The 22,416-nt window shown below is 42.6% G+C and carries 17 protein-coding genes; all 17 read left to right on the top strand.

Going from position 1 to position 22,416, the window contains the following annotated elements; genetic code table 11:
- The first annotated feature begins 48 nt into the window (after nt 1–48).
- The 17 genes from lon (at nt 49) to NP165_RS04450 (ending at nt 22,361) form a co-directional block, all read left to right on the top strand.
- Nucleotides 49–2,400 carry an endopeptidase La gene (gene lon / locus NP165_RS04370; RefSeq protein ID WP_257085099.1) on the top strand — a complete coding sequence of 784 codons (2,352 nt, stop codon included), beginning with the start codon at nt 49–51 and terminating at the stop codon, nt 2,398–2,400.
- 193 nt (nt 2,401–2,593) lie between these two features.
- Entirely contained in the window at nt 2,594–2,866 is a 273-nt protein-coding gene (gene hbs, locus NP165_RS04375) for a non-specific DNA-binding protein Hbs (protein ID WP_257085100.1), read from the top strand.
- A gap of 168 nt (nt 2,867–3,034) precedes the next feature.
- Entirely contained in the window at nt 3,035–4,894 is a 1,860-nt protein-coding gene (gene ppiD / locus NP165_RS04380; RefSeq protein WP_257085101.1) for a peptidylprolyl isomerase, read from the top strand.
- Between the two features lie 153 nt (nt 4,895–5,047).
- A complete protein-coding gene (locus NP165_RS04385) occupies nt 5,048–5,341 on the top strand; it encodes a ComEA family DNA-binding protein (RefSeq protein WP_257085102.1) in 294 nt (97 codons plus the stop codon).
- Between the two features lie 139 nt (nt 5,342–5,480).
- Nucleotides 5,481–6,161 carry a (d)CMP kinase gene (gene cmk, locus NP165_RS04390; RefSeq protein WP_257085103.1) on the top strand — a complete coding sequence of 227 codons (681 nt, stop codon included), beginning with the start codon at nt 5,481–5,483 and terminating at the stop codon, nt 6,159–6,161.
- A gap of 103 nt (nt 6,162–6,264) precedes the next feature.
- Nucleotides 6,265–7,935 (top strand): 30S ribosomal protein S1, encoded by a 1,671-nt coding sequence (gene rpsA / locus NP165_RS04395; RefSeq protein WP_257085104.1) that lies wholly within the window; start codon nt 6,265–6,267, stop codon nt 7,933–7,935.
- Between the two features lie 212 nt (nt 7,936–8,147).
- A complete protein-coding gene (gene ihfB / locus NP165_RS04400) occupies nt 8,148–8,429 on the top strand; it encodes an integration host factor subunit beta (protein ID WP_011080796.1) in 282 nt (93 codons plus the stop codon).
- Between the two features lie 139 nt (nt 8,430–8,568).
- Nucleotides 8,569–8,847: a LapA family protein gene (locus NP165_RS04405; protein ID WP_257085105.1), complete on the top strand. Its 279-nt coding sequence runs from the start codon at nt 8,569–8,571 to the stop codon at nt 8,845–8,847.
- Between the two features lie 29 nt (nt 8,848–8,876).
- Nucleotides 8,877–10,046, top strand: coding sequence for a lipopolysaccharide assembly protein LapB (gene lapB, locus NP165_RS04410; protein ID WP_257085106.1), 1,170 nt, complete (start codon nt 8,877–8,879; stop codon nt 10,044–10,046).
- A gap of 88 nt (nt 10,047–10,134) precedes the next feature.
- Nucleotides 10,135–10,845, top strand: a complete 711-nt coding sequence (pyrF, locus tag NP165_RS04415; RefSeq protein WP_257085107.1) for an orotidine-5'-phosphate decarboxylase — start codon at nt 10,135–10,137, stop codon at nt 10,843–10,845.
- A gap of 409 nt (nt 10,846–11,254) precedes the next feature.
- A complete protein-coding gene (locus tag NP165_RS04420; RefSeq protein WP_257085108.1) occupies nt 11,255–12,277 on the top strand; it encodes an ABC transporter permease subunit in 1,023 nt (340 codons plus the stop codon).
- On the top strand, nt 12,277–13,320 hold the full coding sequence (locus NP165_RS04425; protein WP_257085538.1) for an ABC transporter permease: 1,044 nt from the start codon (nt 12,277–12,279) through the stop codon (nt 13,318–13,320). The genes NP165_RS04420 and NP165_RS04425 overlap by 1 nt, the downstream gene beginning before the upstream one ends.
- A 25-nt stretch (nt 13,321–13,345) precedes the next feature.
- On the top strand, nt 13,346–15,175 hold the full coding sequence (locus NP165_RS04430; RefSeq protein ID WP_257085109.1) for an extracellular solute-binding protein: 1,830 nt from the start codon (nt 13,346–13,348) through the stop codon (nt 15,173–15,175).
- An 18-nt stretch (nt 15,176–15,193) separates the two neighbouring features.
- Complete coding sequence (locus NP165_RS04435) at nt 15,194–16,054, top strand: ABC transporter ATP-binding protein (protein ID WP_257085110.1); 861 nt, start codon at nt 15,194–15,196, stop codon at nt 16,052–16,054.
- A gap of 9 nt (nt 16,055–16,063) precedes the next feature.
- Nucleotides 16,064–16,870 (top strand): ABC transporter ATP-binding protein, encoded by an 807-nt coding sequence (locus NP165_RS04440; RefSeq protein WP_257085111.1) that lies wholly within the window; start codon nt 16,064–16,066, stop codon nt 16,868–16,870.
- A gap of 164 nt (nt 16,871–17,034) precedes the next feature.
- On the top strand, nt 17,035–17,862 hold the full coding sequence (locus NP165_RS04445; RefSeq protein ID WP_257085112.1) for a hypothetical protein: 828 nt from the start codon (nt 17,035–17,037) through the stop codon (nt 17,860–17,862).
- 29 nt (nt 17,863–17,891) lie between these two features.
- A complete protein-coding gene (locus NP165_RS04450) occupies nt 17,892–22,361 on the top strand; it encodes a M66 family metalloprotease (protein ID WP_257085113.1) in 4,470 nt (1,489 codons plus the stop codon).
- Nucleotides 22,362–22,416: the final 55 nt, after the last annotated feature.

The following is a 22,416-nucleotide window of genomic DNA, read 5'->3' on the forward strand; positions in this document are numbered from 1 at the left end:
ATTAACCCCCATATACTCCTCATAAGACTAAGCGGAAGAGAGAAGAATATGAACTTGGAACGTTCCGAACGTATCGAGATCCCCGTACTACCTCTGAGAGATGTAGTCGTTTACCCGCACATGGTAATTCCTTTGTTTGTTGGTCGTGAAAAGTCGATTGCTTGTTTAGAAGCGGCAATGGATAACAGCAAGCAAGTACTACTAGTTGCCCAAAAAGAAGCAGAAACTGACGAACCTTCAAAAGATGATCTGTTTGAAGTAGGTACCGTCGCCACAATTTTACAGCTACTTAAGCTTCCTGACGGCACAGTAAAGGTGTTGGTAGAAGGTCAACAACGCGCTCGAATCCATCAACTTACCGATGATGAGTTTTTTGTTGCTGATGCAGAGTATTTGATAACTGAGCAGCTGGATGAGCGTGAAGAAGAAGTAATCGTTCGTAGTGCGATTAACCAGTTTGAAGGCTTCATTAAACTCAACAAAAAGATCCCACCTGAAGTTCTGACTTCTCTGAATGGTATCGATGAAGCTGCGCGTTTAGCCGATACGATCGCAGCACATATGCCTTTAAAACTGGCAGACAAGCAAACGGTTCTAGAATCTCTGGATGTCACTGAACGCCTTGAATTTTTAATGGGGCAGATGGAATCGGAAATCGACTTGCTGCAAGTTGAGAAACGTATCCGCACGCGTGTTAAAAAGCAGATGGAAAAATCTCAGCGTGAGTATTATCTGAATGAGCAAATGAAAGCGATTCAGAAAGAGCTGGGTGAATCTGAAGATGGTGTCGATGAGTTTGAAACGCTTAAGCAAAAAATTGTCGATTCTAAGATGCCAAAAGAAGCGCGGGAAAAGACGGAGCAAGAGCTGCAAAAGCTGAAGATGATGTCTCCAATGTCCGCGGAAGCAACCGTTGTTCGTGGCTACATCGATTGGATGGTTGGTGTACCTTGGAACAAACGTTCTAAAGTGAAGAAAGATCTCGCGAAAGCCGAAGAGATTCTAAACGAAGACCACTACGGTCTTGAGCGTGTGAAAGAACGTATTCTTGAGTACTTGGCAGTTCAAAACCGCATTAACAAGCTTAAAGGCCCAATCCTGTGTTTAGTCGGTCCTCCTGGTGTAGGTAAAACATCATTAGGTCGCTCTATTGCGGCTGCAACAGGTCGTAAATACACACGCATGGCACTGGGTGGCGTACGCGATGAAGCAGAAATCCGTGGACATCGCCGTACATACATCGGTTCAATGCCAGGTAAACTGATCCAGAAGATGTCTAAAGTAGGCGTGAAAAACCCACTGTTCCTATTGGATGAAATTGACAAGATGTCTTCGGATATGCGTGGTGACCCGTCATCAGCGTTACTAGAAGTATTAGACCCAGAGCAAAACAGTTCGTTTAATGACCACTACCTAGAAGTGGACTACGACTTATCTGACGTGATGTTTGTTGCGACATCGAACTCAATGAACATTCCGGGACCTCTTTTGGACCGTATGGAAGTGATCCGTCTTTCGGGTTACACAGAAGACGAGAAGCTGAACATTGCGAAGCGCCACTTGGTTGATAAACAGATCCAGCGTAATGGTCTAAAACCGGGTGAAATCATTATTGATGACTCCGCAATCATTGGCATCATTCGTTACTACACACGTGAAGCGGGTGTACGTAATCTAGAGCGTGAGATTTCGAAGATTTGCCGTAAAGCGGTTAAAAATATTCTTCTGAACAGAAATATTAAAACTGTCAAAGTGACGATGGATAACTTGAAAGAGTTTTTAGGTGTTCAGCGTTATGATTACGGTAAAGCCGACGAAAGTAACCGTATTGGTCAAGTGACTGGTCTTGCTTGGACTGAAGTAGGCGGTGATTTGCTGACAATTGAAACCCAGTCTATGCCAGGTAAAGGCAAGTTAACTCAGACAGGTTCTCTGGGCGATGTGATGCAAGAGTCGATTCAAGCCGCGATGACGGTTGTTCGTTCTCGTGCAGAGAAGCTCGGCATTAACTCTGATTTCTACGAGAAGCGTGATATTCACGTTCACGTACCTGAAGGTGCCACTCCGAAAGATGGCCCAAGTGCGGGTATCGCTATGTGTACAGCACTGGTTTCTAGCTTGACGGGGAATCCTGTTAAAGCGGAAGTGGCAATGACCGGTGAAATTACTCTACGAGGTGAAGTACTTCCTATTGGTGGTCTAAAAGAGAAGTTACTTGCTGCGCATCGTGGTGGAATTAAGACGGTATTGATTCCGAAAGATAATGAACGTGACCTGGAAGAGATTCCAGAGAATGTCATTGCTGATCTTAATGTTATTCCAGTGCAATGGATTGATGAAGTCCTAAAAGTTGCGCTGGAACAAGATCCTACGGGCGTCGAAATCCCTTCTGTAAAATAGTGATGTGTAGCAAAAATAAGTAAAAGATTACGCTGATAAGTTCAAAAAGGCTTGTCAGCGTTTTTTTTGAAGGCTAACGTTAGCGACTATAGCTTCAGCCCTTGTAGTGTAAGGGATTGTCGCTAATTTGAAATGAAATGGAACGAAAAGCTACCGTGAATAATTACAACAGGTAGCACAAAGGGGAATCACAGTGAATAAAACACAATTAGTAGAAAAAATCGCAGAAAACGCAGATCTATCTAAAGCATCTGCTGGTCGCGCTCTAGATGCATTTATCGACGCAGTTGGTGATACATTGCAGACTGGTGATCAAGTAGCACTAGTCGGTTTTGGTACGTTCAGCGTTCGCACTCGTGCAGCACGTACTGGTCGTAACCCTAAAACTGGTGAAGAGATCCAAATCGCAGAAGCGAAAGTACCTTCTTTCAAAGCTGGTAAAGCACTAAAAGACGCTTGCAATTAATTAAATTGCTTAATTTAGCGTTTTTAGAGAACCTTTTTAATTTATGCGCATCATACTGATGCGCATTTCTTTTTCTGATATTATCGCGCTATTAATTTTTTTTGTAATAAGCATTTTCAGGTCAGTACTTTAAACTGGTTTGGTATGTGAGCGGAGAGTAGTTTAAGTATGATGGATCGATTACGCGAAGGCGTTAACAGCATCGCGGTAAAAATTATCCTAGGACTTATCATCCTATCATTTGTATTTGCTGGTGTTGGTAGCTACATAGTAGGTGGTACTGGTAACACTGCAGCAAAAGTTGGCAATGTAGAAATTGGCCGTGGTGAGTTTGAGCAAGCGTATCAAAACGAGCGCAATCGCATGCAAGCACAACTTGGTGATTATTTCTCAAATCTATTAGCAGATCCTAACTACGTAGAAACGTTCCGTAAGTCTGTACTGGATCGCATGGTTAATGACGTATTGCTTGAGCAACACGCGGAGTCTTTGGGCTTGCGTGTAAGTGATGCTCAAGTCCGTACCATGATTCTAGAAATGCCTCAGTTCAATGTTGATGGTAAGTTTAATCAAGATATTTACCAAACAGCGTTACGCCGTGCTGGCTATACACCAGAAAGCTTTGCAGAGTACCTACGTCGTGATCTCGTTCGTAACCAACTTCTAACTGCAATTCAAGCAAGTGATTTCTCACTACCAGGGGAAGTTGAGTCTCAGTCGAAACTTTTAACTCAAACTCGTGATATCAAAACAGTAGTACTTCCTTTGACTGAGTTTGCTGCGAAAGCTGAGCTGTCTGAAGATGACATTGCGGCGTTCTACAAAGAACATTCGGAACGTTACACTCGCCAAGAGCAAGTCAAAGTGGCGTATATCGAGCTTTCCGCTCAGAAACTGAAACAAGCAATCAATATTTCAGATGAGCAAGCACAGCAATACTACAACGAGCACTTAGACAAGTATTCATCAGAAGAGCAACGTAGTGTTAGTCATATCCTTGTTGAAGGCGATGACGAAGCAAAAGCGCAAGCAATTCTTGACGAGCTTAATTCAGGTGCTGATTTTATTGCCCTAGCTGAAGAGAAATCAGACGACTTTGGTAGCGCATCAGAAGGCGGTTCTTTAGGTTGGATCGAGCGCGATGTTATGGATCCTGCTTTTGAAGAAGCAGCATTTGCATTGCAAAACGTTGGTGACGTAACAGGTTTGGTTAAGTCAGATTTCGGTTACCACATCATTAAACTTGATGACCTAAAAGCCCCTGTTGTTAAACCTTACGATGAAATAGCAGCGTCAATTAAGTCAGAGCTTCAAGACCAGCAAGGTGTGGATCAGTTTTATGAACTGCAAACCGAGCTAGAAAAAGTGGCATTTGAATACCCTGACTCGCTTGAGGATGCGGCAAAGGCAATTAATGCAGAAATCCAAACTACGGACTTTATTTCTCAAACAGATGCACCAGAACTTCTAAAGTCTCCAGCGGTAATTCAAGCTATTCTTAGCCCTGAAGTGAAAGAAGATGGTTTGAACTCGGAAGTCCTTGAAGTGGCTCCAGAGCACGTGATTGTTGTTCGAGTTGAAGATAGCCGCAATGAAACTCTATTGCCTTTAGACGAAGTACGCTCTCAAGTGACAGCAGCGTTGGCAAAAGTGAAGGCTGAGCAGACCGCAATGGAACTTGCTACTCAAGTTATCTCTGAACTTGAGCAAGGTAAGCGAGAAGTGCTTGAAGAAAATGAACTTGCATTCGGTGAAACAGAAACTATTGATCGCAGTTCAAGCTTAGCTGATACCGTTTTCTCTATGCCTAAACCGGAATCCGGAAAAGCGACTTACGCGCAAGCAACAGAACTGAATGGTGACGTTGTGATTGTTGAGCTAAGCAATGTGAGTGAGAAAGTTGACCCTCAATTCAGTGCTCAAATTGGTAACCAACTGGTACAAATGAATACCCAGCAAGAACTATCGGGTTTAATTAGTATTCTTCGTAAAACCATAGACATCGAATACTACATTGTGAGCCAGTAATGTTGCGAACCAGTAAGTATCAAAAATGTAACTGATATATCACTAATTACGGGCTGCATCTGCAGCCCGTTTTGCTTTCTTCCTAACAATGTTCCCACTATCAGATAGTTCTGTAATCTATGAGTACGTATATTGACCTTAAGGGAATGAACTATGGTGAAAAAACTACTACTTGTAATGCTACTGGTGATATCCAGCCCGTTCAGTTTGGCAGCGCAGAGCGAGCAAGATCCTAAATATGAAGGGATAGAAATAACCGTTAATGTGAACCAAGCCTCCGCCCAAGAACTTGCAGACCTTCTCTCTGGAGTGGGGTTAAAGAAAGCGGAAGCGATCGTAGAGTACAGGGAAGAGCACGGAAACTTTAAAAGTGTTGATGCTTTAGTCAACGTCAAGGGGATTGGTGAAGCATTGCTTGAACGTAACCGTGACAGAATTAAACTATGAATGTATTAAAAAGGGCGCTTAGCGCTCTTTTTTATATTCGCAACCAATCCTTCCTAGCACCCGCGCTCGATAACCTCTATAATTTCTCGCCGAATAAGACCAGCACTTTTGCTGAGCAGTAACTAAGGTGGAGTTAAACATGTCCTCTCATACACCGGTCGTGACCGTGGATGGACCAAGTGGTGCGGGTAAAGGCACTCTTTGCATGCTTCTTTCAAAGAAGCTTGGTTTTCACTTACTAGATTCGGGTGCTATTTATCGCGTATTGGCATTGGCAGCGATTCATCATGGTGTGGATCTAGAATCCGAAGATGCGCTTGTTCTGCTAGCGACTCATTTAGATGTCCAGTTTGTCGCTGAAGGCGATCTAGTCAAAGTGATTCTCGAAGGTGAAGATGTGTCTCGTGAATTGCGAAAAGAAGAGACGGGTATGGCAGCGTCAAAAGTTGCAGCTCTTCCTCGAGTTCGTGAAGCTCTGCTTCGTCGCCAACGTGCATTTGCAGAAGGTGTTGGACTAGTCGCAGATGGCCGTGATATGGGCACGGTTGTATTTCCTCAGGCTGAAGCTAAAATTTTCTTAGATGCTAGCGCGGAAGAGCGCGCGCATCGTCGCCTTAAACAGTTGCAAGGCAAAGGCTTAGATGGTAAATTTGACGACCTTTTAAGCGAGATCCAAGAGCGTGACGACCGAGATCGTAACCGCCCAGTAGCGCCATTGCGCCCTGCTGAGGATGCGCTATTGCTAGATTCTACCACCATGAGTATCGACGAAGTGGTAGAAAAAGCACTACAATATATTGAATCGAAGCTAGCAGTTTAGACTGCTAGGTAAGAGCGTTGGTCGCAAGGATGATGACTGGCGAATTTAATAACCCCATGCGGTAGGATACCCGTGGACGTTTAATTTATTGAAGATCAAATAAATGACTGAATCTTTTGCTCAACTCTTTGAAGAGTTTCTAAACGAAACTGAATTCCAACAAGGTACTATTGTTAAAGGTACTGTAGTAGCTATCGAGAACGGTTTCGTTCTTGTTGACGCTGGCCTTAAGTCAGAGTCTTCTATTCCTGCTGAACAGTTCAAGAACGCTGCTGGTGAACTTGAAGTTGAAGTTGGTTCTGAAGTAGACGTAGCTCTAGACGCTGTTGAAGACGGTTTCGGTGAAACTCAACTTTCTCGTGAGAAAGCTAAGCGTCACGAAGCTTGGATCGTTCTTGAGAAAGCTTACGAAGAAGCTGAAACTGTTGTTGGTATCATCAACGGTAAAGTTAAAGGCGGTTTCACTGTTGAACTAAACGGTATCCGTGCTTTCCTTCCAGGCTCTCTAGTAGACGTACGTCCTATCCGTGACACTGCTCACCTAGAAAACAAAGAGCTAGAGTTCAAAGTTATCAAACTTGACCAGAAGCGTAACAACGTAGTTGTTTCTCGTCGTGCAGTTATCGAATCTGAAAACAGCGTTGAGCGTGATGAGCTTCTAGAAACTCTACAAGAAGGCGCAGAAGTTAAAGGTATCGTTAAGAACCTAACTGACTACGGTGCATTCGTAGATCTAGGCGGCGTTGACGGCCTTCTACACATCACTGACATGGCTTGGAAGCGCGTTAAGCACCCTTCTGAGATCGTTAACGTTGGTGACGAGATCCAAGTTAAAGTTCTTAAGTTCGACCGTGATCGTACTCGCGTATCACTAGGTCTTAAGCAGCTAGGCGAAGATCCATGGGTAGCAATCGCTAAGCGTTACCCAGAAGGTCACAAACTATCTGGTCGTGTTACTAACCTAACTGACTACGGCTGTTTCGTTGAAATCGAAGAAGGCGTTGAAGGTCTAGTACACGTTTCTGAAATGGATTGGACTAACAAGAACATCCACCCATCTAAAGTTGTTAATGTTGGCGACGAAGTTGAGGTTATGGTTCTTGAAATCGACGAAGAACGTCGTCGTATCTCTCTAGGTCTGAAACAGTGTAAAGCTAACCCATGGCAATCTTTCGCTGAAGCGCAAGCTAAAGGCGACAAAGTTACTGGTAAGATCAAGTCAATCACTGACTTTGGTATCTTCATCGGTCTAGAAGGCGGTATCGACGGTCTTGTTCACCTATCTGACATCTCTTGGAACGTTCCAGGTGAAGAAGCAGTACGTGAATACAAGAAAGGCGACGAAATCTCTGCAGTAGTTCTTGCAGTAGATGCAGAGCGTGAGCGTATCTCTCTAGGCGTTAAGCAAATGGAAAACGACCCATTCAATGCTTACGTTGCAGATAACAAGAAAGGTACTCTAGTTAACGGTACTGTTACTGCAGTAGACGCTAAAGGCGCAACTGTAGAACTTGAAGAAGGCGTAGAAGGTTACATCCGCGCTTCTGAAGTTGCTCGCGACCGCGTAGAAGATGCTTCTCTAATCCTAAGCGTTGGCGATAGCGTTGAAGCGAAGTTCACTGGTGTAGACCGTAAGAACCGCGTAATCAACCTATCTATCAAAGCTAAAGATGAAGCTGAAGAGCAAGAAGCAATGGCTTCACTGAACAAAGCAGATGATGCTTCATTCGGTAACGCAATGGCTGACGCTTTCAAAGCAGCTAAAGGCGAATAATTTACTCGCTTTTAAGAAAAAGGAGCCGTATGGCTCCTTTTTTATATTTAGTCCTGTGTGAGTAGTAATACCAATCGGTGCAAATCATTTTACTGAATTTTGTTTTTAGCCTAGGCAAGTTGTTCAATTATTGACTAAAATTGAAGGCAAGTGTTTGTTGGAATTGGTATTACTTACTATAATAAGTGATAAATTACTCTATGAGGGAAACTATGACTAAGTCTGAGCTAATCGAGAGACTCTGTGCTGAGCAGACCCATCTTTCAGCGAAAGAGATTGAAGATGCTGTAAAAGATATTTTAGAGCACATGGCTTCAACATTAGAAAGTGGAGACAGAATTGAGATTCGTGGATTTGGCAGTTTCTCTCTTCACTACCGTGAGCCTCGTGTTGGGCGTAACCCAAAAACTGGTGATAAAGTTGAACTTGAGGGTAAGTATGTACCTCACTTTAAGCCAGGTAAAGAGTTGCGTGAACGAGTTAATATCGGATAGATATTAAAATTGCAGACAAAATAGCGGCATAGGGCAATCATGCCGCTTTTTTATTGCCTGAATTTCAGAGATAAGCATGGTTTGTTCAGTGGTTTTACTGCATAATCGTAACAGCAAAATTACGCTTAGGTGATGGAACATGAAAATTATAAAAATCGTAGTTGTATTAGCTCTATTTTTGATTGCTCTCGCGTTAGGTTCACAAAATCAGGATGTTGTGAATTTTAACTATTTGATTGCCCAGGGTGAATTCCACCTTTCAACGCTATTAGGCAGCGTTTTTGTTGTCGGGTTTGTGTTGGCTTGGATTGTTTTTGGCAGTATGCATTTCAAATCGCAAATTCAAGTTCGTAAACTCAAGAGACAGTTAAAGAAACTCACACCAGAATCCAATGAGTCTGAGCAATCTAAAGCTTAAGCGGTAGTGATAGGCAGGCTTTCCACTAGATGTTAGAAATACTCTTCTTGTTATTACCAATTGCAGCAGCATATGGTTGGTATATGGGTAATCGAAGTGCCCAGCAAGACAAGCAGAACCAATCCAATCAGATATCCCGTCAATACGTGACGGGCCTTAACTTGCTTTTGTCAGATCAGTCTGACAAAGCGGTTGATCATTTTATCGAACTTCTTCAGGTTGATCATGAAACAATCGATACGCACCTTGCGTTGGGTAATTTGTTTCGATCTCGAGGGGAAGTTGACCGCGCTATCCGTATTCACCAGAACCTAATCTCTCGCTCTGGCCTTACAATCGAGCAGAAAAATATCGCTCTTCAGCAGCTAGCGAAAGATTATATGGCATCTGGATTTCTCGACCGAGCGGAAAAAATATTTGAGCAACTTGTTGAAGAGCCTGACCATAAAGAAGCTGCTCTAGGGCAATTAGTTGCTATATATCAACAAACTCGCGAATGGACGAAGGCGATTCACTATGCCTCGCTCCTTGTAAAGCTTGGCCGTAAAAAAATGAAGAGCGATATTGCTCATTTTTGGTGTGAGCTCGCGATGCACGAGAAAGCAGAAGGCAATGACGCAAAAGCGTTGCAGAATTTTAAAAAAGCACTTTCGGAAGACCCTAAATGTGTCCGTGCAAGTATGGCTTTGGGACGCGCTTTTTTAGAGTGTGAAGATTATCCAAATGCGATTAAGTATATGGAAATGGTGTTGGAACAAGATGCCGATTTCGTTAGCGAAATATTGCCAACCTTGGCGGACAGCTACCATAATTTGGGGCAGGAAGACGAACTCCTAGATTTTTTGCGTCAATGCATTGTGAGCAAAGCCGGTGCATCTGCTGAGCTAATGCTTGCTCAACTGGTAGCGCAACATGAAGGTACCGGTGCGGCTCAAGAATTGTTAACTCGTCAGCTAGTTAAAAATCCTACGATGCGTGGTTTTTATCGTCTGATGGATTACCACTTAGCGGAAGCAGAAGAGGGGCGTGCCAAAGCAAGTCTTGATACTCTGCAGAAATTAGTTGGCGAGCAGTTAAAAGTTAAGCCTCACTATCGATGTCGAAAGTGTGGTTTTTCAACCCATTCACTTTATTGGCACTGCCCTTCATGTAAAGGGTGGGGGACGATTAAGCCTATTCGAGGGCTTGATGGTGAATAAAGATCAGGATCGGATGATCCATTTATAAAATAGCAGCGGTGATCCCGCTGCTTTTTTTAGGCACGTTACATGTAAGTTAGGAGATGAGATGAACGACCAAAAAGTTATAGTGGCACTAGATTATGACAATCAAAAAGACGCACTTTCTTTTGTCGATAGAATCGACCCAAATTCTTGCCGCCTGAAAGTAGGCAAAGAGATGTTTACTTTGTTTGGTCCAGATTTCGTTAAAGAGTTACACAAGCGAGACTTCTCCGTATTTCTAGACTTAAAGTTCCACGACATTCCTAATACTTGTTCAAAAGCGGTGCGCGCTGCTGCAGAGCTCGGTGTATGGATGGTGAATGTGCACGCAAGTGGTGGCGAACGCATGATGGCAGCATCTCGTGAGATTCTAGAGCCATACGGCAAGGATCGCCCTCTGCTCATTGGTGTGACTGTTCTGACTAGTATGGAACAGAGTGACTTAGCTGGTATTGGATTGGATATTGCTCCCCAGGAACAGGTAATTAGATTGGCTACTTTAACCAAAAATTCAGGTCTTGATGGCGTGGTTTGCTCGGCTCAGGAAGCGACGATGCTAAAAAGTAAGTTGGGGCAGGAGTTTAAGTTGGTGACACCAGGGATTCGTCCTGTTGGTGCGACTCTTGGCGACCAAAAGCGTGTGATGACTCCGGTCGAAGCAGTAAAATCTGGATCAGATTATCTTGTTATCGGTCGTCCAATTACTCAAGCTGCAAATCCTGCTGACGTACTCGCTGGAATCAATAACGATTTGAAACACTTTATTAAGAACTAATACTTCTAAAGGAACACACCTGAGCAATCGGAAAAACGATATACATCGTTCGGGTGTGTTCAATTATTTATAAATACTCTCTACTCCATATACTCATATCTTGTTTATCTATCATTTTCCACGATAGCGTACCAATTGTTCTGAAAAGATAACTATTCTTAATTCTAATCATTGTTTTCGACTCCTTTAACAGACTTATATGTATTTAACATTTAGCTAACCTGTTAAAAGTATGAAGTACGTCGATAAAAAATGGGTTGTAAGCTAATAATAATTCTATAACTCAAGCTTATGATTTAAGGTTTCCGTCACTTTGATTCTAAAAAGATCATATATTAGAACGGTTTAAAGTTTGCTCAGTTACAGGATGTAACTAAGCTTATAGTAATTGGTATGGAGTATTTTCCAATTGTTAGCATATATCTTACGGCGTCTTTTATTAGTAATACCCACATTTCTCGGTATTACCATTCTCATTTTTGCTATTACTCGATTTGTTCCTGGTGGTCCTGTAGAGCGGATGCTCGCTAGCATGCACTCTGTCTCGGAAAGTGCATCGATGAACGTCGCTGGAAGCAGTTCAGCTTTATCTGAAGACCAAATAGCAGAATTAAACGCATTTTATGGGTTAGATAAGCCAGTATTGGAGGCCTACTTCGAGTGGTTGTCTAAAATCCTTGTGCTCGATTTTGGTGAATCTACTCGATATTACGAACCCGTAAGCGACATGATTGCTGAACGACTGCCTGTTTCGCTGTTTTATGGCGGGATGACGTTCTTTATCAGTTACTTTATTTCTATTCCCCTTGGGTATTACAAAGCGATCAAGCATGGCTCTGTATTTGATTCGTCTTCATCGATACTCATTTTTGTCGGGTATGCATTGCCAGGCTATGTAGTAGGTGTCTTTTTAATCACAGTCTTCGCGTATAACCTTGATTGGTTTCCTATGGGTGGCTTTGTCAGTGATGACTTTGACGACTATGAAACGTTCTTTGAGCAATTCAAGAATATCATGTGGCACGCGATTCTTCCTTTAATCTGTTACTTGATTGGCGACTTTGCCACGCTAACAATGACGATGAAGAATAATTTGATGGAAAACATTTCCGCAGATTACATCAGAACGGCAATTGCAAAGGGCTTACCTTTTAACACGGCGGTAAGAAAACATGCTCTACAAAACAGTTTGATTCCAATCGCGAGCCATTTTGGTAACTCATTGCTCTTTTTCATGACAGGTTCATTCCTTATCGAAGTTATTTTTAATATCGATGGAATCGGTTTATTGGGATACGAATCCATTATGGAAAGAGACTACCCAGTAGTGATGGGCATCGTCGCAATAAATGCGGTAATGCTAATGATCGGTAATATCTTATCGGATCTTTGTGTTGCGTTGGCAGATCCAAGAGTGAGGTTCGGTTCATGATTATACAATTGACTCCTTTAACTCAGAAAAAGATTAAACATTTCAAAGAGATTAAACGTGGGTACTGGTCTCTACTGATTTTATCAACGTTATTGGTGTTATCTCTGTTTGCTGAACTATTGGTGAACAGCAAGGCGTTGGTTGTTAAGTACAACGGCGAGTTGAGTTTTCCGGTATTTAGTGATGTTCGAACGGGCGATGAATTTGGCCTTAGTTATTCAAGCGAGGTGGATTACCGAGCGCTTAAAAAGCAGTTTGAAGAAGATGGTGGCGATAATTTCGTATTGATGCCTTTGGTACCATGGAATCCATACGAGCAAGATTTCAGTGGCGATTACCCTCCGTTGCCGCCAAGCATAGAGAGTCAGCATTATTTAGGTACAGATGTTATTGGTAGAGATATCTTAGCGCGCCTTGTTTATGGCTTTCGTATCGCAATGGGCTTTGCGCTGTTAACAATGGCTATCTCATACGCAATTGGGACGGTGGTTGGATGCTCAATGGGCTTTTTCGGTGGGCGGTTTGATCTTTTTGTTCAGAGGTTTATTGAAGTTTGGTCAATGGTTCCATTCCTGTATGTGATTATGATTCTAGTTTCAATTACACAGCCGACGTTTACTCTGTTCGTTGCCATTAACGTCCTCTTTGGATGGATGGGAATGACGTGGTACATGAGGACGATGACCTACAAAGAATCAGCACGCGAATACGTTATGGCAGCAAGAGCTTTAGGTGCTTCCACACTTAGAATTTTGCTAAAGCATATTCTCCCGAATACGATGGTTATGATTGTTACTCTCGCGCCGTTTACCATTGCTGCAAATATAACGGCACTAACCGCGCTAGACTATTTAGGATTGGGATTAATGCCACCGACTCCAAGTTGGGGCGAGCTATTGCAGCAGGGTAAATCAAACTTGGACGCGCCTTGGATTGTGACGTCTGTTGTAACCTCTATTGTCGCTGTACTAGTGATGGTGACTTTTATTGGCGAAGCTATCCGCGCCGCATTTGACCCGAAAAAATTTACACGATACGTGTAGCTCAGAATAAGACAGGGAATTCATTATGAAGAAATTATTAGTTGCTTCGATTTTATCAGCACTGGGAACGGGCGCTTATGCGGCGAGTCTTCCTCAAGACCTTAACTGGAAAACCAACTGGGACGAACCTTTATTCGCGTCTTCTGAAGCAAAACGTGGTGGTACTTACCGAACACATATTTTAAGTTTTCCACAAACATTGAGAAGCGTTGGACCTGATTCTAACTCTGGCCTGAGAGCCTATTTTTTAGACGATGTACCCAAGCTCGTCGAAAAACACCCTGATACGTTGGAGTGGATACCTTCAATCGCGAACGAATGGGCTTTTGGTGATGATAACAAGACGATCTATTTTAAGCTTAACCCTGAAGCGAAATGGTCAGATGGTAAGCCAGTAACGGCTGACGATTTTGTGTTTATGCTTAAGTTCTATCGTTCAAAAGATATTATTGCGCCTTGGTACAACGAGTATTACACCAATGTTATCGCTGATGTTCAAAAAGTCGACGCGCATACTATTGCGGTGGTCAGCGGAATAGAGAAAAACCAGGAAGATCTACTTTATACATTAGGTAGCTTAGTTCCTCGCCCTGCGCACTTTTATGCGAATCCATCTAAGGATGAAAATGGTGATGGTATTGATGATAACTTCGTTCGTAAATTTAACTTCAAAGGCGAGCCGACCACGTCAGCTTACTATTTGGGTGATGTGAAAAAAGGTAAGCAAATTACCTTCGAACACGTTGGCAATGATTGGTGGGGTTACAGTAACCGTTATTATCAGAATCGTTATAACGTAGATAAAATTCGCATTAAGGTTATTCGAGACAACGATATTGCAATGAAGCACTTCGAAAAAGGTTCGTTGGATGCTTTCAGTTTGTTGTTACCTTCCCTGTGGCATGAGAAAACGCATTCGGAGCCATATAAAAAAGGGTATATCAATAAATTCTGGGGCTATAACCAAATGCCACAAGGTGCTGGCGGTCTCTGGATGAATACAGCACAACCTTTATTGGGAGATATAGAGCTGCGCAAAGGGATCATGTTGGCTACGGATTACGATGGCATGATCGAGAACATCACACGTGGGGATTACACGCGTAAGCCACATGCGATGGGATTCGGTCACGGAAACTATGATCTTCCGAACCCAACGCCGCCAAAATTTGATCCAGAAAAAGCAGCGGAACACTTTGCTAAAGCGGGATTCGATCAAATTGGGCCTGACGGTATACGCATGAATGCCAAAGGTGAGCGATTAAGTTTTGGCATCACTTACGGTGTAAATGCTTGGACACCTCGTATCGCATTTCTAAAAGAACAAGCGAAATTAGCAGGGTTGGAATTTACGCTAAATCTTGTAGATGGTTCAGCAGCATTTAAATATACACTAGAAAAGAAACATGAACTCGCATTTCTAAATATGGGGACAAGTGATGTTCCAGCATATTGGGAATACTTCCATAGTTTCAATGCGAATAAACCTCAGACTAACAACCATACGAATTTCAGTTCGCCGCTTTTGGATAAATTGATTGAGCAATACAAAGCAGAGTTTGATCTCGCGAAGAAGCAGGAACTGTCTCACAAGATTCAGGAAGAGATCACAGCAGCTAATGTGATTGTACCTGGCTATATGGTGCCTTATGCACGAGAAGCACACTGGCGTTGGATGAAGTTCCCAGAGAAAGCAATGACCAAGCGTACATACAACATGTTCTCTATTGATCGAACTTTCGGCTTACATACTTTCTGGATCGATAAAGATATTGAGAAAGAAACTAAGAAAGCGATGAAGCAGGATAAAACATTCCCAGAAGTTACGATCGTGGATGAGCGTTATAAGCTATAGCTTGTGAGGATCAGGAAGATGAGCAGTGAAGTAGTACTAAGTGTTAAAAACTTGGAAACTGAATTCTTAACGGATAATGGGCCAGTAAAAGTTCTTCATGGCGTGAGTTTCGATGTAAAGAAAGGTCGCACGTTGGGCTTAGTTGGCGAATCTGGTTGTGGTAAGAGTGTCACCTCGATGTCCATTATGGGGTTGTTGCCCAAGCCTTATGGCAACATTGTTGGCGGTGAAATCTTATACCGAGGCAAAGATTTGGTTTCTATGCCTTCCGAAGAGATGTATGCCATGCGTGGTGATCGCATTTCTATCATCTTCCAGGATCCTATGACAGCTTTGAACCCAGTGCATACGGTCGGCAAGCAGCTTATGGAAGTATTAGAGTTGCACCGTCCAGAATTGGCGAAAGCTGAGCAACGACATTATGCCCTGCAGATGTTGGAGAAAGTCAGAATTCCTATGCCGGAAAAGCGCATTGATGAGTATCCACATAATCTGTCCGGTGGAATGCGACAGCGTGTCATGATCGCTATGGCTTTAGCATGTAAGCCCGATATTCTAATCTGTGACGAGCCTACTACAGCACTGGATGTAACTGTACAAGCCTCTATCTTGGAGCTCATGCGTGAGTTACAGGAAGAGACTGGAATGGCCATGATTTTTATCACTCATGATCTAGGGGTTGTAGCGGAAATTTGTGATGACGTCGCCGTAATGTACGCAGGGAAAATCGTTGAAAAAGCGGATGTATTTGAGCTATTCGATAACCCACAACACCCATACACCAAAAGGTTAATGGGGCTTATGCCAAGTTTAGATCATGAACCAAAACAAATGATTGATATTCAACCTATCGATCCAAGTATGTTCCAGGATAACTAAGGGAAAGCCATGCAAGAAGTATTAAGAATTGAAGGCTTAAAGCAGCACTTTGTCTCCGGGAAAAAGCTGTTTTCTAAAGGTTATACGGTCAAAGCTGTTGATGGTGTTTCCTTTTCGTTAGAGCAGGGTAAAACATTAGGTTTGGTGGGCGAGTCTGGGTGTGGAAAAAGCACTTTGGGGAGAACGATCCTCAAGTTGTTCGAACCAACAGAAGGAAGCATTTACTTCGAAGGAAAAGATATTACGAGGCTATCCCCTAAGGAAATGCGTCCTCTGCGTAAAGACATGCAAATCGTATTTCAGGACCCAATGGAATCTCTTAATCAACGACATACGATAGGTATGATCTTAGAAGAACCTTATATTATCCATAAAATGGGAACGGATAAGGAACGAAAACAGTGGGTTCTGGAATTATTGGATAAAGTCGGTTTACCTCGTGAAGCGATTAACCGCTATCCGCATGAATTTTCTGGTGGGCAAAGACAGCGTATTGGTATCGCTCGTGCCATAGCACTAAAACCAAAGTTATTAATTTGTGATGAGTCAGTATCGGCACTTGATGTTTCAGTACAAGCTCAGATTATAAATTTGTTACTTGCGCTGCAAAAAGACATGAATCTTGCAATTATATTTATCTCGCATGACTTGTCAGTGGTAAAACAAGTTTCTGATGATGTAGCTGTTATGTATTTTGGCAAGGTGGTCGAATATGGCCCAGCACTAGAAGTTTATAATTCACCAGAAAATGAATATACAAAAAAACTATTATCAGCAATACCTATAACACACCCTAGTCAGCGAAAACGCGCCTAGGAATAAAAATAATAAATCAAAATTAATTTTTTCGCTTGTTAACTTTTTATCAGAAATAAGGGGGGCTTATTTCTGATGGTTGTTATTTGCACAAATAAAAATCAAGGCAAATAGCACATGAAACACTCTTATTGAGTTCAATATTTCATGGAAGTTAATAATCTATGCAAAACACAACAAAGTGGAAAGAGAGTATCATTGCATTCTCTCTCCTATCCATATTTAGTTCGTCGGCTTTATCTGATGATAATAAGCCCGATGAGCAACAAATAAAGTCTAGCTTTGGCGGTAATGTCTCAGTTGCTTACGATACCAATATTTATCACAAGGACGATCACCGTTCTGTACGTAATATTTCTTGGAATGGTTCACTGCATTACTCATTTGCCTCTAATTACCGCGCTTACCTAAGTAGCGGTGGTTATAGGGCGCTTGAGGATAAAACAGGAGACTATTTTACGGATAGTGTGATTGGTATTAGTCGTTCAAACCTCTTTGAATTTGGTGATACGGCAACAGTTGGGATAAATGGCCAGTTTACTATTCCTACGTCTGAAACATCACGTAAAGATGAACTTATTACAGCCTTTCGAGTTGCTGTGCCTTTAAGTTTTCAGATTTCTGATGCCAACATTTCAGTTTCACCTCGGTTAAGGAAGAATTTCCATAAGTACCAAACCGCAGGCGGAAAATCATTAACTGAATGGGTTTATTCATTATCTACTTCCGCTAGCTATTCATTCCAGGATCTTACTGTTGGGATTTCTGCCCTTGCCGGAAACTCAATCAGTTATCAAGGTACGCGCCGTAACAGTATCACCTATGGTGGCTCTGTCTTTGGTTCATACCAGCTCACAGATGCATTTAGTTTTAGTCTTTCAGCCTCGACCTCTGGTTTCTATTTAGATGCGGAGAAAGGGACTCTTGGCGATATCGACATTTTTGATGCAGATCGCGCGTCTTATGAAGCGCGTATTAGTTACTCCTTTTAGGGAAATAAAAATAATATTAAGGACATGACATGAAGTTTAAAAAAATAGGACTAGCTTCAGCGATTGCCGCTGTATTAGCTGGTTGTGGAGCTGATGACCAGCCCTACGAATACGTAGAAAGAGACATAAAAGAAGTTAAAGTAAATGACCTTCGACTCGATGGTCGTTGGTTTTATGCGCCGACTACAGGGGCTGCACCTAGGTTTGCAGTCACGCAGTTTCCATTTCTGCAAGGCATGGCTCGATATGTCGAACTTTGTTTTTCTGACGAAGGTTTAGAGGTTCGTGGCTATGATCGTAATAACCCGGAAGCGCGTTTACCAAAAGATGCGAATGGTTTCTGTCTACCTGAAGGTACAGACACTGCAAGCGATCAATATCTGGGTGGTGAAGATACCGTTAACTTCCCACATGTAATGACGATTGCTGGTTCATACGATAAATATCAATGTCGTGAAGACAGCTATGGTGATTGTACAAACGTTGAAGAAACAGATTCTAACCCTAATTTGTCGACGGGCGCTTTTCGCAACAATACCCACTTTACTCCTGACCCAGCCTCGACAAAGGTTACAGAACTTAACTTAGACGAGCTTTATGGCACTAAAGAAGGTCTAAGCGCGCAAGGCGATCCAGAGGTGATTTCTTGGGAATTTGATCCTAAGAGCGGTGTTTTAAACTTTGAACTAGAGCAAACCTTCTCAATAGATGTAGAGCAACTATCTTCTTACATTGATTGGTCTGCAATGGAAGAAGAGCTTGCCAACGGCTCTTTCAAAGCGCGTTTTTACTACTCATTAATCCATGAAGACCATTTGGCTTCTAAGGATTATCAACCAATCGTGTATCCGAACGCTGATGACACTTCATTCGGCTTCTTCACGACGACAACGTTGAAGTTAAATCCAACGACGAACAAGTATGAAGATATCACTTATCTTAACCGTTTTAACCCAGAGTTAGGCGCGATTGAGTATTACTTGACTGATAACTTCTTTGAGCCAAAAAACAAGATGTATTTAGACAGTACGATAGAAACTGTCAATAAAATGAACGAAGCCTTGAGTGTTATTGGTGTTAAAACAAGTAAGCCACCAATCCAAATCGTCAATAAAACACAAGGGTTAGGTATCCATGCGGGTGATTTACGCTACAACGTGATTAACTTAGTGGATGAGCCTTTAGATAACGGTCTACTTGGTTATGGTCCGCTCATCGCCGATCCACGTACTGGCGAAATTATTAAAGCGCACGTAAACCAATATTCTGGCGTAGCGCGTACAGGTGCCCAACTATACTGGAATAACCTTGCTAGGTTCTATAATCGCCAGCAGTTGAGCAATGTAGAGTACTTCAAGCCGCCAACGGAAAATGCGTCTACAGATGGTGCAGTTCAATCGGCTACACCAGCAGTAGCAAAAGCGATGCAGTCTCAAGTTGTTAGAAACATCACTGCAAAGCAAGTAGCAGATGCTGACCCATATTCATCTCAGTCCGCGCATTACTTAGAAGAGCCAGAGTCTGTTGGATATACAAAGCCAATTCGTCACAAGGATCTGATCACTATTACTGATGAATCTAGCCTTGAAGACGTCGTAAAAGCAGATATGCAGCGCCTTCAGATGTGGAGTGAGAATACTGTATTCCCTCAAGAGGCGATGTGGATTTCAGCGACTCAGAAATCGATGATTGAAGCACTAGACTTAGAATCAGGCGACTTCTTCAAGAATGTCTATGATGATCAGGGTGTTGTCATTGGTCGTGAGCTGAAACGATGGAAGGAGCTTGGGATTGATGAGCGAAGAATCGCAGCTGACGCCCTAACCATTACGACCTACGCAAATACATTAGTTCATGAGTTGGGCCACAATGTAGGATTGCGCCACAACTTCAAAGGTTCGAATGACTCAAAGAACTTTTATAGTGCAGATCAAGCTGAGAAACTCGGTCTAAAGAGCATTCCTGCCTACAGCTCTACGATGGATTACGCTCCAAGCATGCTTGATGAAACGCCTACTTGGGGGCTATATGATCTGGAAGCATTTAAGTTTGCTTATGGTCGTGAGCTAGATGTATATGGCGATATACCCGTACAGCAAGTGCCTAAGCCAGTAGAAGTGACTGCTGTTACAGAAACTGCTTTGCCAACGGATCGTGAACCAACGGCTGAAGAACAAGCTCAATACGATTTGTGGTTGGAGTATAAGCAGTACCAAGAAGATTTAGAGCAGTACAACGCTTGGGTTAACTACACTCAAACCGCAATTTATAGAGCGACTGGGCCGACAAGTTTGCTTGATTGTAAGGCGATTGGGGTCGTGGCAGACGGCTCTGAGCAAAAATTTAAGTACACTTGTTCTCTCGACAAAATCGATAAAATTGCTTTGATTGATGAAGTAGGCTTACGTACAGACGTTGAGAAGTTGTTTAACAAACAGCTAAGAAGTAGTGCTCGCGTTGTATCAGTGCTGCAAGACTCTAGCCAGTTGTCTGAGTATAAGTATTTGTCACAACTGAATAAAGTGATCCCACTTAACTCCGTTTCAAGTTTAGAGCAATTGCAGGAAGTATTTAACTCGGTACAGGACACCAAAGAGATAGTGCGTCACGGCGTGATCAATTATGTCGAAGGTGAGTTTGATCTAAAACGAGAGTCCTTTTCTTTCTGTACAGATGGGAATGTTTCTTTAAATAGTGACTGTAACCGTTTTGATGAAGGTACTAACCTAGCTGAAATTGTTAGCTACAAGTGGCAGAGCTACTTAGACAACTATGCAAATGCTAACACCGGGGAGCTGAGCCGAGATGGTTTGACCACTTCGAATTACCTAGGTTACCTACTGCGCCGCCTGAGAAGCATGAACGAAGTAAGGGAAGTTATAGAGGACTCTGAACGTTTAGACGATCTATATACAACACTCGGTTATGCTCGTACTACAGATAGACCACTAGACTTCTTTAGTTACATGGTTGAGTCTGACTGTAGTACAACGCAAGAAAACTCTCTTTGGTTCTGTGATACCGGCAATGCGTCTAAGAAAGCTTCAGGTTACTTTTTGAGCATTCTTCGCACACCAGAGCACCAATGTGTTGTGGAAACTCGATCAACAGCAGATAGCTCTGTGGTATTAGATACCAAGGTCATTTCACTAGGTGAATTTATTTCTACCACTGCTCGACATGATCTGAGTACGAGTTATGACATCGCTAATGCTTCTTGTTTTGATAAAGAAATTCAGCAATCGATTCGTCAAGACTTCGATGGTTCTCGATCTACTCAAATATCGGCAGCCGTTGCTGAGACGCGTAATGGCCGCTTCTTAAATTCAGTAGCGAGTTTTGACCCGTCGAACAACTATTCCAACTCAGTATCAGCGTTGGGTATTTGGCCTGACAAAATTTTAGCTTCATATCTATTGGCGAGACGTTATTCACTTCGTTATACGGATGAAGTTAGCCATGCAGCTCTTATGGATTGGCCAGGGGTTAAAAAAGAGTTTGATAGTATCATCGAACACCTAGTTGCGGGAGCCCCACTTGCGACGCCTGTAGAGCTGATAGATGAGAATGGCAATCTTGTATCGTCATCTGTACCTGTAAACCTTCATTTAACGAGTAAACTTGAGTCTCTACCACCAATGCCATGTAGTGTGTACGAATTCTTACAAGTTCCGTGTAATGGTCGAGGTGATATTCCATCGATGATTTTAGGTATGGCAACTAAGTACATTTATTCTGCAGACCATGATGTTCGTTCACGTTCTGTGGCACAACTGGACAGTTGGGTGAAAGAGCGAGAAAACTACTATTTGCCAGATGGCAGTGTTTCATTTGTGTTAGATAACTCAAAATATGCTGCAACTGAGGCAAATACATTGGCTTGGAAATATGCACAAAAGTTAAATGCTGTAGAGCCTTCAGAACTGATTAAGAAATTACGAGCTCAGTCTAGGGATGATCTGCAAGAAGTAGTGGATACGTGGGCTTCGATTCCGAGTTCGAACTGGTCTTACTATTACAAGGCAGTTGTAAATCTAAACAATACAAGCATGGTGGAGAATTTGGCAGAGCACGTGATTGCCAATGTTGCTCAGGTTAAAGGCTGGGGATACGACTCACTCAGTGACGATGTGATCAACTATATTCTTAACCAAGCCCTAAATGCAGAAGTTGCGGCAGGGCGCATAACAATGGATCAAGGCAGTGTAACTCACGTAGAAAGTGGAAAAATTTACCCTGTTAACGATGTGATTAACGCAATTGTTGGCCTCGAATACGCTGCATATAGCAAAGAAGGAGAGGTAGAACTGGTTATTGAAACGGCTAAGAAGGTGAACGACGCGCTCGCTACTGCGACACCTGAAATGGCAGAAATTTGGCAGTTACCTGTTCCGACAATACAAGCATACTTAAACGGCGATTATCGTAGTCTTGATGAAGAGTTCTATAAAACTCAAGAAATTCTCAAACGATTACCGGTAGGAGTAGAGGCCTTCTAAGAAATTTAAGGTTGATTAAAACTAAAACGCATCAACAGTTTGTTGATGCGTTTTT

Origin of the sequence: Vibrio japonicus (assembly GCF_024582835.1) — a bacterium.
GTDB lineage: Bacteria > Pseudomonadota > Gammaproteobacteria > Enterobacterales > Vibrionaceae > Vibrio > Vibrio japonicus.

Bases quoted from the DNA above. Each gene is read 5' to 3' on its own strand.
- lon (WP_257085099.1), top strand. From the start codon at position 49: ATGAACTTGGAACGTTCCGAACGTATCGAGATCCCCGTACTACCTCTG.
- ppiD (WP_257085101.1), top strand. From the start codon at position 3,035: ATGATGGATCGATTACGCGAAGGCGTTAACAGCATCGCGGTAAAAATT.
- NP165_RS04385 (WP_257085102.1), top strand. From the start codon at position 5,048: ATGGTGAAAAAACTACTACTTGTAATGCTACTGGTGATATCCAGCCCG.
- cmk (WP_257085103.1), top strand. From the start codon at position 5,481: ATGTCCTCTCATACACCGGTCGTGACCGTGGATGGACCAAGTGGTGCG.
- rpsA (WP_257085104.1), top strand. From the start codon at position 6,265: ATGACTGAATCTTTTGCTCAACTCTTTGAAGAGTTTCTAAACGAAACT.
- ihfB (WP_011080796.1), top strand. From the start codon at position 8,148: ATGACTAAGTCTGAGCTAATCGAGAGACTCTGTGCTGAGCAGACCCAT.
- NP165_RS04405 (WP_257085105.1), top strand. From the start codon at position 8,569: ATGAAAATTATAAAAATCGTAGTTGTATTAGCTCTATTTTTGATTGCT.
- lapB (WP_257085106.1), top strand. From the start codon at position 8,877: ATGTTAGAAATACTCTTCTTGTTATTACCAATTGCAGCAGCATATGGT.
- pyrF (WP_257085107.1), top strand. From the start codon at position 10,135: ATGAACGACCAAAAAGTTATAGTGGCACTAGATTATGACAATCAAAAA.
- NP165_RS04430 (WP_257085109.1), top strand. From the start codon at position 13,346: ATGAAGAAATTATTAGTTGCTTCGATTTTATCAGCACTGGGAACGGGC.
- NP165_RS04435 (WP_257085110.1), top strand. From the start codon at position 15,194: ATGAGCAGTGAAGTAGTACTAAGTGTTAAAAACTTGGAAACTGAATTC.
- NP165_RS04440 (WP_257085111.1), top strand. From the start codon at position 16,064: ATGCAAGAAGTATTAAGAATTGAAGGCTTAAAGCAGCACTTTGTCTCC.
- NP165_RS04445 (WP_257085112.1), top strand. From the start codon at position 17,035: ATGCAAAACACAACAAAGTGGAAAGAGAGTATCATTGCATTCTCTCTC.
- NP165_RS04450 (WP_257085113.1), top strand. From the start codon at position 17,892: ATGAAGTTTAAAAAAATAGGACTAGCTTCAGCGATTGCCGCTGTATTA.